An 18,135-nucleotide genomic window follows, 5' to 3' on the forward strand; every position below is an offset into this window, starting at 1 on the left:
AACTTTTGATTCGCTATCTTGTTTCTCCCCCCTAAAAAAGGGGGGAAACTCAACCTGTTTTTACTCTTCAGAATCTGCCAACTCAGACTCTTCCTCTTCCTGCTCTTCGATACGAGCAAGACCCACCAGGCGCTCACCCTCTTTAAGGCGAATAACGCGCACGCCCTGGGTATTACGGCCGGAGGTGGAAATCTCCTCGCAACGAGTGCGAACCAGAGTGCCCTGATCAGAGATCAGCATCACTTCGTCGCCTTCAAATACCTGCTCGGCACCTACCAGCTGACCATTGCGATCGGAGCACTGAATAGCTTTCACACCTTGACCGCCACGACCTTTGGTTGGGAAATCCTCAACCGGTGTCTGCTTGCCGTAGCCATGTTCTGAAACAGTAAGGACTCGACCACCTTCTTGCGGGATAATCAACGACAACACTCGTTCACCATCCTTCATACGAATACCGCGAACACCCTTGGCTGTACGCCCCATGGAACGCACATCACCCTCACGCAAACGCGCGGCCTTGCCGCCAGAACTGAACAGCATCACATCACAACTTCCATCAGTAATTGCAGTACCCACCAAGCGGTCATCTTCTACCAGATCCAGGGCAATCAGACCGACACTGCGCGGGCGAGAGAAGGCGCTGAGTGGTGTCTTTTTCACGGTCCCATTGGCAGTAGCCATAAAGATAAATTTGTCATCGCTGTACTCATCCACCGGCAGGATCGAGGTAACGCGTTCACCCTCTTCCAAAGGCAGCAGATTGACCATCGGACGACCGCGAGACTGACGACCGGCCACCGGGATCTGGTACACCTTGAGCCAGTAAACCTTGCCAGCGTTGGTAAAACAGAGAATAGTGCTGTGGGTGTTGGCCACCAGCAGGTGTTCGATAAAGTCTTCGTCTTTTACCTGGGTCGCCGACTTACCCATACCGCCGCGGCGCTGGGCCTGATAATCGGTCAGAGGCTGGGTTTTGGCGTAACCGCCGTGGGAGATTGTCACTACCCGATCCTCTTCGTTGATCAGGTCTTCCACGGTCAGGTCATGCTTGGATTCAATGATTTCGGTGCGACGGGCGTCGCCAAACTCGGCGCGAACCGCTTCCAGCTCCTCGCGAATCACTTCCATCAATCGTTCCGGGTTACCCAGAATCCCCAGGTACTCGGCAATCTCCTGCAGTTTTTCCTGGTACTCGGCCAGCAATTTGTCGTGCTCCATGCCCGTCAGTCGGTGCAGGCGCAACTCCAGAATGGCTTGAGCCTGTTCCGGAGACAGGTAGTACTGACCGTCGCGAACCCCAAACTGGGGTAACAACCCTTCCGGGCGGCAGGCATCGTCACCGGCGCGCTCCAGGAACTGGGTAATATCGGAGGTATCCCAGCCGCGGGAAATCAGTGCTTCTTTTGCTTCCGCCGGAGACGGTGAGGACTTGATCAGCTCAATCACCGGGTCGATATTTGCGATGGCTACCGCCAGACCTTCCAGGATATGACCGCGCTCGCGCGCCTTGCGCAACAGGTAAACCGTGCGACGAGTCACCACTTCCCGGCGGTGACGGATAAAGGCTTCCAGCAACTCTTTGAGGTTCAGCAGCTTCGGCTGGCCATCCACCAGCGCTACATTGTTAATACCGAAAACAGTTTCCAGCTGCGTCTGGGCGTAGAGGTTATTGAGCACCACCTCACCCATCTCGCCGCGCTTGATTTCGATAACCACGCGCATACCGTCCTTGTCGGACTCGTCGCGCAGCTCGCTGATCCCTTCAATCTTTTTCTCTTTTACCAGCTCGGCGATCCTTTCAATCAGGCGCGCCTTGTTGAGCTGATAGGGAATCTCGTGAATGATAATGCGCTCTTTGCCCTTGGCATCGGTTTCCACCTCTGCCTTGGCACGCATGTAAATGCGGCCGCGACCGGTGCGATAGGCCTGCAAAATACCGGCTTTACCATTGATGATGGCACCAGTGGGAAAATCGGGTCCCGGAAGGTGTTCCATCAGTTCATCAATGGTGATGCCTTCATTTTCAATCAGGGCCAGACAGGCAGAGATCACTTCGCTGAGGTTGTGCGGCGGAATATTGGTAGCCATACCAACCGCAATACCGGAGGAACCGTTAACCAGCAGGTTCGGTACTCGAGTCGGCAATACAGCCGGAATCTGCTCTGTGCCGTCGTAGTTATCGACAAAATCAACAGTCTCTTTATCGAGATCAGCCAGCAGCGAATGGGCAATCTTGTCCATGCGAATTTCGGTGTATCGCATGGCCGCCGCAGAGTCACCATCAATGGAGCCAAAGTTACCCTGGCCATCTACCAGTGGATAACGCAGGGAGAAATCCTGAGCCATCCGCACAATTGTGTCATAAACCGCCGAGTCACCGTGCGGGTGGTATTTACCAATTACATCCCCCACCACACGGGCGGACTTTTTGTACGGCTTGTTCCAATCGTTTTTCAGCTCGTTCATCGCAAACAAAACCCGGCGATGCACTGGCTTCAGACCGTCGCGCACATCCGGCAACGCTCGGCCAACAATTACGCTCATGGCATAGTCAAGGTACGACTGACGCAGCTCGTCTTCGATATTGACGGGCAGGATCTCTTTGGCAATTTCACCCATGATACTGCTGATTCCTTTATTCGATTTTAAGGCTCGCGATCATTATGATTCGACTTTTGCGATGCCTCTTTAAAGTCCCGTATCACTCCGCTGGACGCACGTGACACAAGCTTGGCAGTGTAACATAAAAACCACACAGAACGCCCTTTGAACGGTACTTTAAAGCCAGCGAATGCCCCCTTGCGAGCCGGGCTATGTACTGTATCCTTTAACACCTTTATAAAAACCAATTTTCAGGGAATTCCTCATGTCTGCCATATCTGTCGACCTGATCATCAAACCGCGCTGGCTGATCCCGGTGGTACCCCACAATCAGGTTCTGGAAAAGTGTGCTGTGGTCATTGACCGGGGGGAAATTGTCGCCGTGGTACCCAATAGCGAAGCTGACAATCGCTACAGCGCCAAGCAGGAAATCGAGCTGCTTGAGCACGCCCTTATTCCCGGATTGGTGAACGCCCACGGCCACTGCGCCATGACCCTGTTGCGTGGCTACGCTGATGACTACCCACTGCACACCTGGCTCAACGAGCACATATGGCCAGCAGAGAGCAAGTGGGTCAATACACGGTTTGTGCAGGATGGCACTGAACTGGCCATTGCCGAAATGATTCGAAGCGGAACCACCTGTTTTGCCGACATGTACTTCTACCCGGAAATCGCCGCCGAAGTGACCAGCAAGGTGGGCATGCGCGCCCAGATTGCATTCCCGGTAATGGACTTCCCTACCAACTGGGCCGGTTCAGCCGATGAATATATTCACAAGGGACTGGCTGTTCGCGACCAGGTAAAAGGCAATGATCTGGTGCACATTGCCTTCGGTCCACACGCGCCTTATACCGTGTCCGATAAACCACTGGAAAAGATCGCCACTTACTCCGAAGAGCTCGGTACTCCAGTGCATATCCACCTTCACGAGACCGCAGGCGAAGTGGCGGAGCAGATCGAAAAAACCGGTGTGCGCCCCACTCAACGTCTGCAGTCACTGGGGCTGATGTCACCGCTAACGCAATGTGTTCACATGACCCAGATTGACAATACTGACATTCAAGTGCTTCGCGACAGTGGCGCACATGTAGTGCACTGTCCGGAATCCAATTTAAAACTTGCCAGCGGCTTCTGTCCGGTTCAAAAGCTGCTGGACAATGGCATTAACGTGGCACTGGGCACAGACGGCGCCGCCAGCAATAATGACCTCAGTATGTTTGGGGAAATGCGCACAGCCGCAATGCTCGCCAAAGCGGTTGCCAGTGATGCCGCCGCACTGAATGCTCACCAGACTCTGAGAATGGCCACACTGAATGGTGCTAATGCACTAGGCCTGGGTGACAAAATCGGTAGCATTGAAGCCGGCAAAGCTGCTGACCTTGTTGCGGTACAACTGAGTGAGCTTGAAACTTTGCCAATGTACAATCCGGTTTCACAACTGGTTTACACGGACAATAGCCACCGGGTAAGCCATGTGTGGGTCAATGGCAAAGCCCTGCTTAGTGACAGAAAGCTGACGACGCTGGATCAGGTAGAAGTGATGCACAAGGCCCGGCAGTGGGCAGGGAAGATTGCTGGCTAATTCTATTTTAAAACCCTTCGCTATGCTCTGAATGACAATATTCTGATCCTGTCATCCTGAGCGCCGCGAAGGATCTCAGTAGCTTGTTATATATGTTCTGAACAGCTAGCCCGCCCTTTCCCTGGCCAGACAGGCCACTCCTCATAATACTGACAAATCGTCGTGACCTGTCTGGCCAGGGAAAGGGCTACTTTGGGTGGAAGTGTCATCCTGAGCGCAGCGAAAGGTTTCGATCATTCCTAATTTCTAGATTGCTATCCAAGCGTCCTGTATCCTATTCACCAACTTAAATGAACGACTGCAAATTTCAATGAGCGAACACAGCGATATAAACGTAGACAACGCCGAAGTAGCCAAATTCGATGCACTGGCAAGCCGTTGGTGGGACCCTAACAGTGAATTCAAACCGCTGCACGACATCAACCCCCTGCGCGCAAACTGGATTGACCAGCACTCTCCCGTGGCCGAAATAAAGCTACTGGACGTGGGTTGTGGCGGCGGTATTCTGGCTGAAGCCATGGCGCAGCGAGGTGCCAAGGTAACTGGCATCGATATGGCCGAGTCCCCCTTAAAAGTTGCGCAGTTGCACAGCCTGGAAAGCGGCGTCGAGGTGGAATACCTGCGCATTACTGCAGAAGAGCTGGCCGAGCAACGCGCCGGTCAATACGACGTAGTCACCTGCATGGAAATGCTGGAACATGTACCCGACCCAGGCTCAGTGATTCGCGCCTGTACCAAGTTGGTAAAACCCGGTGGCCACATCTACTTTTCGACCATTAACCGCAATCCAAAGTCTTACCTGTTTGCCATTGTCGGTGCCGAATACGTTTTGAAAATGCTGCCTAAAGGGACGCATGAATACAGCAAATTTATTCGACCGTCCGAGTTGGGCAGCTGGATTCGCGACGCCGAGTTAAAACTCGAGCACATGACAGGAATGGTTTACAACCCGTTTACCAAAACCTATCGCCTGGATCCCCGCGATGTTGATGTAAATTACCTGGTGCACTGCCACAAGCCGTAACAACCTTCCGTCATCCTGAGCTTAGCGAAAGATCTCTCGGCAAGATCAGCTCCGAGATCCTTCGCTATGCTCAGGATGACACTAGAGAGACACTACCAATGCCTGCATTAAAAGCTGTACTTTTTGATCTGGATGGCACCCTGCTGGATACTGCGCTCGATTTTACCGATGTTGTAAATCGCCTGCTCAGCCAGGAAGCCAGACCTGCAATGAGTTACCAGCAAGTGCGTGGCTCTGTCACCCACGGCTCGCGAGGCCTGATTGAAACTGCCTTTAATTTGCCTGTCGATCACCCGGATTTTGAACGACTGCGCCAACAATTACTGGATGATTACCTGCAGTGCCTGACCAACAAGACCCGGTTATTTGAGGGTCTGGATGATGTACTTAAACTGCTGGCAGAACGCAATATTGCCTGGGGCATTGTTACAAACAAACCCGAGCTCTACACCACACCAATTCTCGAAGGATTAGCGCTGACCCCGATGACGGCGATATGTCCGGATCATGTCAGCCAGACAAAACCTCACCCCGAATCAATTGAGTTAGCCTGTCGGCAAATTGGCTGCCAACCTGTTGAGTCTGTTGTCATTGGTGACCATCTTCGCGATATCCAGGCTGGAAAAAATGCTGGCGCAAAAACGATTGCCGCCGCTTACGGCTATCTGCACGCCGATGAACGCGCTGAAGACTGGCAGGCCGATTTTATCGCCCACGACTCCCGCGATTTGAAAAAAATTCTGGAAAACATGCTATGAACCCAAGAGATTATCAGGCACCGGCCAACTGCCTGGAAAACCGTATTATTGCAGTAACTGGTGCCGGAGCCGGCATTGGTCGACAGGCAGCATTAACCTTTGCTGCTCACGGCGCAGAAGTGGTTTTGATTGGTCGAACTGTTCCCAAGCTGGAGCAGGTTTACGACGAAATTGTCGCCGCTGGCGGCAAGCAACCCGCCATCTACCCAATAGATCTGGAAGGGGCAAATGAGGATCAATACATCGAAATGGCGGACGCTTTGAACGCTGAATTTGGTCATCTGGATGGATTGCTGCACAACGCCGGGCAATTGGGACAGCGTACGCCAATTGCCAATTTTACGCTCAACAGCTGGAATAAAGTGATGCAGGTAAATGTCACCGCACAATTCCTGATTACCAAAGCCCTCTTGCCGCTACTGGAACAATCCAAAGATGCTTCTATCGTTTTTACCAGTTCCGGTGTTGGCCGAAAAGGGCGCGCCTATTGGGGCGCTTATTCTGTATCCAAATTTGCTACTGAAGGCTTTGCACAGGTGTTGGCCGATGAACTGGAAGGCACCAGTCGTATTCGCGTGAACTGCATCAATCCGGGAGCAACACGCACTGCGATGCGCGCAGCCGCCTATCCCGCAGAAGATCCAGCCACCCTTCCCACCCCTGCCGACATCATGCCGACTTATCTCTACCTGATGGGGCCGGACAGCAAGGGAATTTCCGGGGAAAGTTTTGATGCCCAGGTAAAAAAATAAGGCCCCAAATGGAGCCTTATTTTTTGTCATAAATACAATCTTATAATTTGATTAAACCAGGATTTAAAAATTGTATTTTGCCTGAATAGCCACGCTACGATCGCGGTTAATAAAGGCATAATAGGCGTTACCAAACCCACTGGTCAGCAGTGATGCCAACGGTGCATCTCCACCGTAGTTGACCACATCCTGATTGGTGAGGTTTTTACCTACCAGCGCCAACTCCCATTTTCCATCATTGGGCGCCAGACTGATACGGGCATTTACCTCGGTGTAACTGTCTTGCTCAGTGCGCGGATCCAGAGTCGGGTTCCACAGATAGTCATCCACGTAGAGAAGATCCAGCGAGCTGTGCAGTCCATATTGCTCGCCTATTGGCATGCGGTGGTCAGCTACCAGTGTCCAGCGCCACTCAGGCGTGTATTCTTTTCGCTCGCCACTTACATCACAAAGTCGGTCACCATCCAGATCCGGTTGTCCGAAGTAGCACTGACTGTTTGGGAATTTATCGTACTCAAAATCGAGATAGGAAAGCGATCCGGCAAAGGAGAGCTGATTGGTAGCCTGCCAGCGACTCTCGACTTCAAAGCCTTTGATGCTGGCCTCCGCTGCGTTAGTGACGTTAAACCCGAGAATGCCATCAAACTGCGAGACTTGCAGGTCTTTGTAATCGGTAAAAAAGGCAGCAACATTCAGTTCAGCTGAGCCATCGAGAAGCAAAAACTTTCCACCCAACTCGAGATTAGTAGCTTCTTCTTCATCAAACTCAAAAGTACCCACTAGAGACGGTGAAGTTCCCAGTGCTACATAAGCCGGGTCCGGATGGGCATTGGAGCGTACATCAAAGCCACCGGATTTAAAGCCTTTGGTCCAGGTGCTATACAGCATCGCATCATCAGTGACATCCCACTGCATTGTCACTAGCGGCGTAAAGGCATTTTCATCACGTGAATCACGAATAGTGTCGTATGCCTCGATGTTTACCACACTGATAACTGCGTTCAAGAAAGGGTTAGATGCCCCCTGCTCATTGCCTGATGCATCAAAGTGCGACTGACGACGGGATGCATCTTTCTGCTCACTGGTAAAACGCCCCCCCAGAGTAAGGCGCCAATCATCATTGATATGCCAGGTTCCCTGGAAGTACGCCGCCCAAAGATCAGAGTCCTGGGTAAATATGCGCTCTGAAGATAAGCCCACCAGAGCAGATGCCGGTGTAGCAACCAGAATACTGTCTGTTGGTACCAGCAAGCGATCCATAAAATCCAATTCGCTACTCTGGTAAAATAGCCCGCCCACATAATCAAATACCCCTCCCACAGGAGAGGTCAGGCGTAACTCATGGCTGACCTGTTCAAAATCTTCCGAGCCATCGGCAATAAAAATTTTCGCGCCGGTAAAGTCACAGTCACACAACTCGGTATGATCATACTCAACCAAACCAGAAATCCAGCTAAGCGTATGCTCGCCAAGTTGATATTTAAGCTCTACCGTTAAATTATCAACGGTATCCCGGCTGTTATCGCCATTGGAATCACGAACCCTATCCAGATTGCCATCCACCGGATCACGCCCAAGTACTCCCTGAATTGTATTCAAAACAGTCAGGTAGTCAGGACCACCGGGCAGTGCAACACTGTTAAACATTTCGATATTGCGACCATCAACATCAAATTCAGTGCGCTCGGCTTTTGCGAACAACAACCAATTCTCACTGATATCCCACTCGATAGATCCACGAATGACGCGTTCGTCTTCTTGTTTTTCATCGCGTCCCAAAGTGGTATTTTCAACGTAACCTTCCATGGAACGATCCAGCACTGCCAAGCGACCACGAACGCTGTCTGACAACGGTCCGGAAAGCACCAGGCGGAGATCCTGTTCATCATCTCCCGGCTCATATAATGCGGTAATACTGCCTTCAAATTCACTGGTCGGACGTGCGGTATTCAAACTGACCGCGCCGGCAATACTGTTTTTACCAAACAGTGTTCCCTGTGGTCCGCGCAACACTTCAATTTGCGACAAGTCGAGGAATGGAATGCGGCTTAATTGAGCACGGCCGTAATAAATACCATCAACATATTGCCCCACCGACTGTTCAAAACCCGGGTTAATACCGGAACTGATTCCGCGAACGGTCAATGTCGAACCAATACCGGTTTGGTTCATGCTGAAATTGGGAATGTAGGTAGTCAGGGTTTCAAGATCATTAATCTGTGCATTATCGAGTTTCTCACCCGATACGTTACTTACTGAGATAGGTACATCCCTTAGACTTTGAGGGCGTTTCTGGGCAACGGTGATAATTTCCTCCAGCTCAGTGCCTTCTGCAAGAACTGGAAACGCTGAAGCCGATATAACCGAGGCAATCGACAGAGACAGCAATCGACGAGGAATGACCTTGAATTTTTGCACTTAAACTACCCTCTTTATATTTTTTAGTAATTTTAGAGGACAATTACACCACCGGCAAACACTGTATTACCGATAGATTCCAAGGATTATCAGGAATGTTGCCAGCACAAAGCTAAATAAATAGAAAATGCAAAGCAGGTAGAAATATTGTTTTGAAGCGGTGTTCAGGCAACAAGGTTTTTACTGCCTGAACACGCTATTTGAAAAATCAGGAACGCCCGCGAGAACGCAGTCGGCTCTCCTTACGCTCCCGCTCAACACGCTCTTCTTTGGTTGGATTACCGAGGTTGACCGGTTTAATGCCAGCCTGCTGGCAAAGCACCTTGATGTCTCTCGGTTCCAGGTCGATCCACTGCCCCTCACGCAGAAAAGACGGGAAGAAAATCGGCCCGAATCTAACCCGCTTCAGTCGGTTGACCTCCACGCCCTGGGACTCCCAAAGACGACGCACTTCACGGTTGCGCCCTTCCATCAAGGCAACAGTAAACCAACGGTTTGTACCACTCTCCTCGCCAGGCACAATGTCAGTAAACTTCGCCATGCCGTCTTCCAGCAAAACACCTTCTTTAAGGCGTTTCAGCATGGCTTCGTCGACCTCACCATGAACACGAACCAGATATTCACGGTCAATATTGGAGCTGGGGTGCATCAGCTTGTTGGCCAATTCACCATCATTGGTAAACAGCAACATTCCACTGGTATTAATATCCAGACGCCCCACCGATACCCAGCGTTCGCCTTTTAGCACCGGCAAACGTTCAAATACTGTCGGTCTGCCCTGAGGATCAGAGCGGGTACAAATTTCACCAGTTGGCTTGTTGTACAAAAGCACCCTGGTGCGGGTACGCTGCGCCGGGCGATTCAGCGGCCGGCCATCTACCTGGATACTGTCCTCCGGACCAACCCGATCCCCAAGCTTTGCCACCTGGCCATTTACTTTGATACGACCATCGGTAATCCACTGCTCCATACCACGGCGGGAACCGAGTCCGGCAGCAGCCAATACTTTCTGTAATTTTTCAGACATCAGCGCGGCTCCGTCCAGTCTTCAGATTCATCCTGAGATTCGCGGCTCTCCACTTGTGGAGTTTCTTCCGGGAATTCAGCTTCCATATCTTCTTCGTCAGCTTCTACCAGCAGGGAAGCCTGCTCTTCACTTACATCACCTTCATCAACCCCGGTGTCCGCCGAACCTTCTTCAACCACAACCTCTTCATCTTCATCAACCGATTGCTGTTGATCTGTGATCTCAGTGGCCTCTGCAGAATCATCACCTATATCCAGCTCCATCTCCGGATCAATCTCATCGATATCACGCAGCTCACCCAGGGGCGGCAATTCATCAAGGCTTGAAAGGTTGAAATAATCCAAAAATTGACGGGTCGTTGCGTAAAGAGATGGGCGCCCCGGTACATCGCGATGACCAACTACACGAACCCACTCCCGCTCAAGCAGCGTTTTGATAATTTGCGAACTGACGGATACACCACGAATCTCTTCGATATCACCACGGGTAATAGGCTGGCGATAGGCGATCAATGACAGGGTCTCCAGTACTGCCCGCGAATACCTCTGGGGCTTCTCTTCCCAAAGACGATTAATCCATTGGGAAAGCTCCTGGCGTACCTGAAAACGGTAGCCACTGCCTACCTTTTTCAATTCAAAACCACGTCCTGCGCAATCAACAGCAACTTCTTCCAGTGCCTGACGAATGTCATCTTTTTCAGGGCACTGATCCTCTTCAAATAGCGCCTCTATGTGCTGTATATCCAGTGGCCGACCAGCTGCCAACAAGGCACCCTCGACAATTTGTTTAAGTTGATTCAGGTCTGTCATATTGTTTCCGCTTCTGAGCCGTCACGCGCCTTGACGTGTATCGGGCCAAATATTTCTGTCTGAACGATTTCCACCAGGGACTCTTTAATCAATTCCATCACGGCCAGGAAGGTGGTCACCACACCCAGCTTGCCCTCTGTGGCAGTAAACAAGCTAACAAAAGGTACAAACTGACGTCCTTTAAGCTTCTCCAGAACCTGGGTCATTCGCTCGCGCGTGGAAAGCTTTTCACGCTGAACCTGGTGGCTTTCAAACATTTCCGCACGCCGCAGCACATCAGAAAGCGCCAACAGCAGTTCCTTCATGCTCACTTCCGGGTGGGGACGTTGATGATTACGATCCGGCTCTTTGGCACTGGCCACAAATATATCGCGACCTACGCGAGGCAACTCGTCCACCTCTTCCGCAGCGCGTTTGAAGCGTTCGTACTCCTGCAAGCGTCGAATCAACTCAGCGCGCGGGTCTTCCTCATCTTCAATCTCTTCCTGACGGGGCAGTAACATGCGCGATTTGATCTCTGCCAACATCGCCGCCATCAGCAGGTATTCAGCAGCTAGCTCAAACTGCATGGCCTCCATCATCTCGACGTAGTTCATGTACTGTCGAGTAATTTCCGCAACGTTAATCTCAAGGATGTCGAGGTTCTGGCGCTTGATGAGGTATAACAGCAGGTCAAGCGGTCCCTCAAAGGCCTCAAGAAACACTTCCAGTGCTTCAGGGGGAATGTACAGGTCTTTAGGGAGCTCAGTAATGGCCTTGCCGTGCACCATAGCAAACGGCATTTCCCCTTGGCTGGGGCGTTCAGGCGTAGACTCTTCGGCCTGTTCTGGCTCGGCAACCGCAATCTCTTCGGTCTGCTCTGCGGATATATCTGTCACTACTAACCCCGTCGGCCTGTTCTATAAACGGATGATTATACTGGCATTGGGGGTATGTGCCTATCGACATCGCCCACTGTATAGAGGCGCGTGGTCACGCTTCAAAGTCGCTGACATCACCCATGCCAACCCTGAGGATTTCAGGCAACTCCCCGGTCAGATCCAGCACCGATGTAGGCTCAAGACCGCAATAGCCACCGTCTATCACAAGATCAATTCTGGACTGTAGGGAGTCGCGAATATCATAAGGGTCGGTTAACGGGTACTCGTCGCCTGGCATGTGCAGGGTGACAGACATCATCGGCTCACCCAACTCTTCCAGCAGGGCCAAAGTTATTGGGTTATCAGGGACGCGCAGCCCAATCGTCTTCCTTTTCGGGTGCATCAGCCTGCGAGGCACTTCAGACGTCCCTTCCAATACAAAGGTATAAGGACCTGGTGTGTGACTCTTCAACATTCGATAGACCACATTATCCACCCTGGCATAAGTAGCCAGCTCGGAAAGGTCGCGACACATCAATGTGAAATTATGCTTTTTTTCCAATTGTCGAATAGTGCGAATGCGATCAAGAGCCGACTTGTCACCAATGTGGCAGCCAAGTGCATAAGCAGAATCGGTTGGGTAAGCGATTACCCCGCCTTTGTGGACAACCTCAACTGCCTGACGAATCAAACGCTGTTGGGGGTTATCCGGGTGAATGGTCAAAATCTGAGTCATTTAAATGCCTGAATGAACGCCTATATTGATAGAGACTATTCAGTAATACCGAAGATTAATCAACCTCCTAACCCCCGATAAAACTGATCTAGGAATCTATCTGTTCAGCCCCTTCCATGATTTTTAGGAAGCTCTCTTCAAATTCATCAGGGGGAATCGCCTGGCTAAACAGGAATCCCTGAAGCATATCGCACCCGAGCTCTGTCAAAATGGTGCGCTGCATCTCTGTTTCTACGCCTTCTGCCACCGTTTGCAAACCAAGATTTTTAGCAAGGCCAACTATACCGGCAACAATCGCCTGGCTGTCCTCATCGCCGTCCAGATCGTGAACAAATATTTGATCCAGTTTGAGAACATCTACAGGCAAGTGCTTCAGGTAATTCAGGGATGAGTATCCACTCCCAAAATCATCAATAGCAAGAGTAACACCCATTTCTTTGATGCGCCCCAGATCCTCAATGATTCGATCATGGTGCTCCAGCAGCATACTCTCAGTGATTTCGATCTCTAATAATTCCGGTGGAATATTATATTCCCGAATCAGGTTATTCAGCCTGTGTACCAAACCTTCCGCTTGCAACTCACGTCCTGAGAAATTCACAGCTAACCTGAATCGATAACCCAGCTTCACCCATTCACTGAGTTGACGGCATGCTTCCCGCAGCACCCAATTCCCCAGATCATTAATTAAACCGGACTCTTCTGCCATCGGAATAAATTTACCTGGATACAACAGACCTCGTTCCGGATGCTGCCATCTAATCAATGCTTCTGCAGAGACCACTTCACCGGTTTTAGGGTTAACCTGTGGCTGATAGAACAGTCGGAGCTGATTTTCTTCCAGGGCAACCCTGAGCTCACGCTCCAATTCCAATACGCTGTATATCTGGTCTTCCATTCCGTGTTCGTAGAACTGGATTCGATTACCTTTTTCCTTGGCAGTAAACATTGCCGAGTCAGCATGCTTGAGAAGTGTTCCGACATCGGTTCCATCATGGGGATAAACAGAAATACCGACACTGGTAGTAACAAACATCTTTTGCTGTAAAAACACAAAAGGTTTGCTGATACTGTCCCGAATTTTTTCTGCCACTTTAGCAGCAAGGGCCGGGCTACTCAGCCCCTCCAGCACGATAGTAAATTCATCACCACCAAGGCGAGCCACAATATCGTTTTCACGCAGACAGCGCCTGATACGCTCAGCTACAGCTTTTAACAGCAGGTCGCCCGTATCATGCCCCAAAGAGTCGTTCACAACCTTGAAACGATCCAGATCAAGGAAGAGCACTGCAACCATTTCATCATTTAAAGCAGCACGACTGATGATCACCCGCATCTGCTGCAACAGGTTGGCACGGTTAGGCAAGCCTGTTAACGGATCCTGATAAGCAAGCTTCTTCACATGTTTTTCGTTTCGACTTGCCTGCAACATGCGGGCAACTCTTTGTTGCATTACAGAAAAGTGGACCGGCTTGGGAATATAATCACTTGCTCCCGCCTTAAATGCACGGTTGATTGAGTCTTCGTCATCAAGAGCTGTGATCATCAAAATTGGCACTTCGGAGCCGTTAGGCAAATCCCTGATTTGTTGACAGGCAGTAAAGCCATCAACCTCTGGCATCATGGCATCCATTAAAATCAGATCAGGTATCTTGCGCTGACAGATGGCAACAGCATGGACACCATTTTGAACTTCTTCGATCAGGTATTCATCGCTTTCCAACGCATTGCGCAATGCCATCCTCATGGTGCGGTCGTCGTCCGCGATCAAAATCGTGTATGTAGCGCCGGTCTGTTTGCCCATCGCTCCTTGCACTACTTGTGTCAATTCACCTTCAAGATCTTTTCTTAACCGGTCGAAAGCCTTCATTAAGTTGCTGACAATTGCCCCGACACCTTCTACTTCGCCACGGCTTCCACAATCTTCCAGTTCCTTGCTGATTCGGACAACTTCTATCGCACCAAAATTCGAAGCACTACCCTTGATCAGGTGCGCCAACTCTCTGAGTTGTTTGGCATCCTGCTCAGCAGCAGCGTATTTAACAGACTGAAGATAAACCGGTGTATCCTCAAGAAACGCCTCAATCATTGAGTCAACGACTTCACCGACACTGCTTCGCAACTCTTCCAATATACGTTGATCAAATGTTGTTGTATTGATTACTTCATAAGTGTTTGCTACTTCATGAACAGCTTGCTGATCAGTAACCTGTTCTTCAGATGCAAACCATTTAGCAAGATTCTTTTTAAGGCTTTCAAGGCGTAGTGGCTTGGGTAGGAATCCATTCATTCCAGCCTGAAGGCAACGCTGCTCCTCTTCTTCTGAAGCATTAGCTGTCATGGCGATGATAGGCAGCAGGTGATCTTCACCCTCAAACTTTCTGATTCGCGTAGTTGCTTCGTAGCCATCCATAACCGGCATCTGGCAATCCATCAGAACCAGATCGAAAGCACCTCTCAACACATGGTTGAAGGCTTCTTCACCATTTTCGGCGATGACAACTTCACAACCAAGGCGCTCCAACATACCAATAGCGACCTGTTGATTGGCCCTGTTATCATCTGCAACCAGAATACGTTTACTAAACGAATTGAGCGGGCGGCTTGGGGCTATATCAGTATTTGCGCTGACACTAACACCGGCTATGGATTGTAAAATTTCAAATAATGAGCCATTCCGCAATGGCTTGGTTAGGCGAACAACATGCTCAGGATACAGAGACTGATACTCGCTCCAGGGGCTCATCAACACCAAAACATTAATCCCGGCCAAGTCCGGTTCCTGAGCAATCAATTTAACCGCATCAACTGCCTTCAGACCCTCAACATGCTCATCCAGAACAACCAGGTCAAAAGCATCATCAGATTTAGCTCTCTCCCTCAATAGTTTCATCGCCAGGAGAGAGTTATCAAGAAATTCACTTTCAACTCCCCATCGCAGCAAGTGCGAGGAGAGGTAATCCCTAACAATTTCGCTGCTGCCAACACAGAGCAGCTTCATTGCTACCACTTCTGATGGTGTGACCCTGCGTGAAATAGTCTTCGATACAATTTCACTTTCCTTCAATGGGATCGTAAACCAGAACGTACTGCCCTTTCCGAGGGTGCTGCTTACTCCGATGTCACCGCCGAGCATGCTGACTATTCGTCGACTGATAGCAAGCCCCAAACCTGTACCACCATACTGGCGAGTAGTCGACGAGTCCGCCTGTGTGAAGGGTTCAAATATTTTCTGTTGGGCTTCGGGCGAAATTCCTATTCCTGTATCTGTCACAGAAAAGCGTAAAACAACGGAACCTTCATCAGGCGATTCGACCATCAGACGAATAGCCACTTCGCCCTGGGAAGTGAATTTGATTGCATTACCCACCAGATTAATCAATACCTGCCGCACCCTGGCAGAATCAATACTGATCAATTGCGGTACATCGTCAGCACAAATATACCCAAGATCCACCTTGGTCTTTTGAGCGCTACCTGACATCAGGCTGACCACTTCATCCAGAAGGTCTTCTATATAGGTATCTTCCGAGTTGAGAACCATGGCACCAGATTCAACTTTCGAGAAGTTCAGAACTCCGTCAATCAGCTCAAGCAACACTTCTCCTGATGACTTGGCTGTTTCAACATACTCTTTCTGTTTCTGGCTCAGCCCCATTGTCATTAACAGATCGAGCATCCCCAGCACAGCATTCATGGGGGTTCTCAATTCATGACTGACGTTTGCTGCAAATTCTCCTTTTATTCGTGCAGATTCAAGGGCAGCGTCTTTTGCCTGCAACAATTCCAACTCGCGACGTTCCAACACCATCATCATGGTATTAAAAGCATGCTGCATATTGGTAATATCACATGGCCCCGAAATATCTGCCCGTAGCTTTTTCTCTCCCTGCTCGGCACGATGCATTATCTCTGATAGCTGACTTAGAGGCCTTGAAACCCTGTTGGATAACAACAGCAGCAAAAACAACAGCATCATCGATATGCCGATTGAGACAATGACATTGCCTCTTAAGATGGCTGCCTCCATTTGATGCAGGCTTGCCTTACTGACCACCACCAGAACCCAGCCCAACCGCTCGGGTCCGGTGTCATCTCCTTCTGTATCAAAGGGGGAATCAGTATCATCTCCTTTAGAGATTAGAGGTGCGGCAAACTGCCAGTAGAGATCAGTCTCATAAACAATTTCTGCTGATGAACCACTATGGATTGGCAAATTTTCAATCCGGCGTATTAAATCGATATCACCACTCTCCAGTCGGACTGTGCCGTCCTGAAAATAGATGCCTGTGGCAACAGCATCATCAAAACCCAACACATGATCTGATGCCTTTTGAGCCGTAATAGGATCACCACTCAGAACCGGGTATGCGCCTGCATTGGCAAAAATGGCAGTATTTTGCCTGCCATGCTCAATCATTTGCTCCCGAACAATACCTGAAGAAATCCGGGTAATAGCCGTTGTAGTCGCTACCGCCAAAAAAATCACACCAACGGCAAATACCGTTGTTAGCTGACGACGGAAGTCCCATTGATTCCAAATAGAGAAGATTGTTTTTTTCATCAGTTTGCCGGAAATTCCATTAGGATCTTATCCCTGATTTCCTTACTGGGATTCAACCCCAAGTGATCACTGGTTCGCCAATTAATTGCAATATGAACGTTAACTACCGGCTCCACCTTGCAACCTTCACTTGAATTCATAGCCAAATATGCCATTTCTCCCAACCTTTCGCCCATACCGGCATAGTCCGGATAGAGTGCAAATAAGGCTCCCCTCTGGACATGGGTAGCAACTGACGAGAAAACCACCACATTTTTGGCCCAGGCCTTTTTGAGAACATCGGTTAAGATATCCTGATCAATTACCGATTTATTGGAAATTAACCAGATAGATTGCGTCTCAGGGTTATCGCTATCAATAATGGATTGGTAAGCCCTGATGGCTTCACCCAAGTTGTCCACGGGATAGCCGTGGACCTCCAGATCATACAAAGCACCGACACTCTTCGCTTCAGAAAATATATCAGCCTGTTTTTCCTGATCGTAAACTATGTGAACATCATTAACCTTTGAGGTCATTGAGCGGAGCGTCTTTAACACAAGGCCTGCTGGAGGGACCATTGTAATGCCGCAAGCCTTGTTCTCATCCAATGAGTTTACCGCCCCGAACAATACCGGACTTAACGGAGGCATTCCCTCAACCACGTTCAAGCCTTTATTGCCCAAGGCTACGGTAACGTCAACTCGCTCTTTTTGAAGCCTGTCATGGAGCTGTTCACTACTCACCATCTCATCCAGTTCAAATCGAAGGACTATTGCGTCTTTGCCATCCGAGGCCTTTTTGAACCCTCTTTCAATGCCCTCAACTATAGTATTAAAGATAAGTTTATAGGACTGCTTGCTATATTCCGGATACAAGACAGCCAAACTCGGTGCTTTTTCACTACCCCAGGAAGGACAAGAAAAAACAAAAAGCGCCCAACAAAGTCCCTTGAACCAAGACCTATTCTCTTTCGAATTGATCTTATTCATTCATTCAATTCCATTTTTCGCCTGCAC

At 49.9% G+C, this 18,135-nt stretch carries 12 protein-coding genes; 4 read left to right on the forward strand and 8 right to left on the reverse strand.

Translation table 11 applies throughout. The features are described from left to right. Positions 1-60: 60 nt before the first annotated feature. The gene (gene gyrA / locus QP938_08300; protein ID WIO73307.1) at positions 61-2,622 is read right to left on the reverse strand and encodes a DNA gyrase subunit A; all 2,562 of its coding nucleotides are present in this window, start codon (positions 2,620-2,622) and stop codon (positions 61-63) included. A 247-nt stretch (positions 2,623-2,869) separates the two neighbouring features. Here gyrA and QP938_08305 point away from each other — a divergent pair, with 247 nt between their 5' ends. From QP938_08305 to QP938_08320, 4 genes are all read left to right on the forward strand, one after another. Beyond that, positions 2,870-4,189, forward strand: coding sequence for a TRZ/ATZ family hydrolase (locus QP938_08305; protein WIO73308.1), 1,320 nt, complete (start codon positions 2,870-2,872; stop codon positions 4,187-4,189). Between the two features lie 310 nt (positions 4,190-4,499). Beyond that, entirely contained in the window at positions 4,500-5,213 is a 714-nt protein-coding gene (gene ubiG, locus QP938_08310) for a bifunctional 2-polyprenyl-6-hydroxyphenol methylase/3-demethylubiquinol 3-O-methyltransferase UbiG (GenBank protein WIO73309.1), read from the forward strand. A gap of 98 nt (positions 5,214-5,311) precedes the next feature. Continuing rightward, on the forward strand, positions 5,312-5,971 hold the full coding sequence (locus tag QP938_08315; GenBank protein ID WIO73310.1) for an HAD-IA family hydrolase: 660 nt from the start codon (positions 5,312-5,314) through the stop codon (positions 5,969-5,971). After that, positions 5,968-6,723 carry a YciK family oxidoreductase gene (locus QP938_08320; protein WIO73311.1) on the forward strand — a complete coding sequence of 252 codons (756 nt, stop codon included), beginning with the start codon at positions 5,968-5,970 and terminating at the stop codon, positions 6,721-6,723. Before QP938_08315 ends, QP938_08320 begins: the two co-directional genes overlap by 4 nt. 63 nt (positions 6,724-6,786) lie before the next feature. On the opposite strand, the gene QP938_08325 is transcribed toward QP938_08320, so the two are convergent. From QP938_08325 to QP938_08355, 7 genes are all read right to left on the reverse strand, one after another. Beyond that, a complete protein-coding gene (locus tag QP938_08325) occupies positions 6,787-9,141 on the reverse strand; it encodes a TonB-dependent receptor (protein WIO73312.1) in 2,355 nt (784 codons plus the stop codon). 208 nt (positions 9,142-9,349) lie between these two features. Beyond that, entirely contained in the window at positions 9,350-10,168 is an 819-nt protein-coding gene (locus QP938_08330) for a pseudouridine synthase (GenBank protein ID WIO73313.1), read from the reverse strand. Next, the gene (gene scpB, locus QP938_08335) at positions 10,168-10,977 is read right to left on the reverse strand and encodes an SMC-Scp complex subunit ScpB (GenBank protein ID WIO73314.1); all 810 of its coding nucleotides are present in this window, start codon (positions 10,975-10,977) and stop codon (positions 10,168-10,170) included. Before scpB ends, QP938_08330 begins: the two co-directional genes overlap by 1 nt. Next, positions 10,974-11,846 carry a ScpA family protein gene (locus QP938_08340; protein ID WIO75641.1) on the reverse strand — a complete coding sequence of 291 codons (873 nt, stop codon included), beginning with the start codon at positions 11,844-11,846 and terminating at the stop codon, positions 10,974-10,976. Before QP938_08340 ends, scpB begins: the two co-directional genes overlap by 4 nt. Before the next feature lie 103 nt (positions 11,847-11,949). Next, a complete protein-coding gene (locus QP938_08345; protein ID WIO73315.1) occupies positions 11,950-12,573 on the reverse strand; it encodes an L-threonylcarbamoyladenylate synthase in 624 nt (207 codons plus the stop codon). Between the two features lie 88 nt (positions 12,574-12,661). Continuing rightward, the gene (locus tag QP938_08350; GenBank protein WIO73316.1) at positions 12,662-17,137 is read right to left on the reverse strand and encodes an EAL domain-containing protein; all 4,476 of its coding nucleotides are present in this window, start codon (positions 17,135-17,137) and stop codon (positions 12,662-12,664) included. Continuing rightward, a complete protein-coding gene (locus tag QP938_08355; protein WIO73317.1) occupies positions 17,137-18,108 on the reverse strand; it encodes a hypothetical protein in 972 nt (323 codons plus the stop codon). Before QP938_08355 ends, QP938_08350 begins: the two co-directional genes overlap by 1 nt. Positions 18,109-18,135: the final 27 nt, after the last annotated feature.

It is taken from the genome of Porticoccaceae bacterium LTM1, assembly GCA_030252795.1.
Taxonomy (GTDB): domain Bacteria; phylum Pseudomonadota; class Gammaproteobacteria; order Pseudomonadales; family Porticoccaceae; genus SCSIO-12696.

What these genes read in the sequence shown, in the direction of transcription:
- gyrA (WIO73307.1), bottom strand. Translation starts at nt 2,622, where the DNA reads ATGGGTGAAATTGCCAAAGAGATCCTGCCCGTCAATATCGAAGACGAG.
- QP938_08305 (WIO73308.1), top strand. Translation starts at nt 2,870, where the DNA reads ATGTCTGCCATATCTGTCGACCTGATCATCAAACCGCGCTGGCTGATC.
- ubiG (WIO73309.1), top strand. Translation starts at nt 4,500, where the DNA reads ATGAGCGAACACAGCGATATAAACGTAGACAACGCCGAAGTAGCCAAA.
- QP938_08315 (WIO73310.1), top strand. Translation starts at nt 5,312, where the DNA reads ATGCCTGCATTAAAAGCTGTACTTTTTGATCTGGATGGCACCCTGCTG.
- QP938_08320 (WIO73311.1), top strand. Translation starts at nt 5,968, where the DNA reads ATGAACCCAAGAGATTATCAGGCACCGGCCAACTGCCTGGAAAACCGT.
- QP938_08330 (WIO73313.1), bottom strand. Translation starts at nt 10,168, where the DNA reads ATGTCTGAAAAATTACAGAAAGTATTGGCTGCTGCCGGACTCGGTTCC.
- scpB (WIO73314.1), bottom strand. Translation starts at nt 10,977, where the DNA reads ATGACAGACCTGAATCAACTTAAACAAATTGTCGAGGGTGCCTTGTTG.
- QP938_08345 (WIO73315.1), bottom strand. Translation starts at nt 12,573, where the DNA reads ATGACTCAGATTTTGACCATTCACCCGGATAACCCCCAACAGCGTTTG.
- QP938_08350 (WIO73316.1), bottom strand. Translation starts at nt 17,137, where the DNA reads ATGAAAAAAACAATCTTCTCTATTTGGAATCAATGGGACTTCCGTCGT.
- QP938_08355 (WIO73317.1), bottom strand. Translation starts at nt 18,108, where the DNA reads ATGAATAAGATCAATTCGAAAGAGAATAGGTCTTGGTTCAAGGGACTT.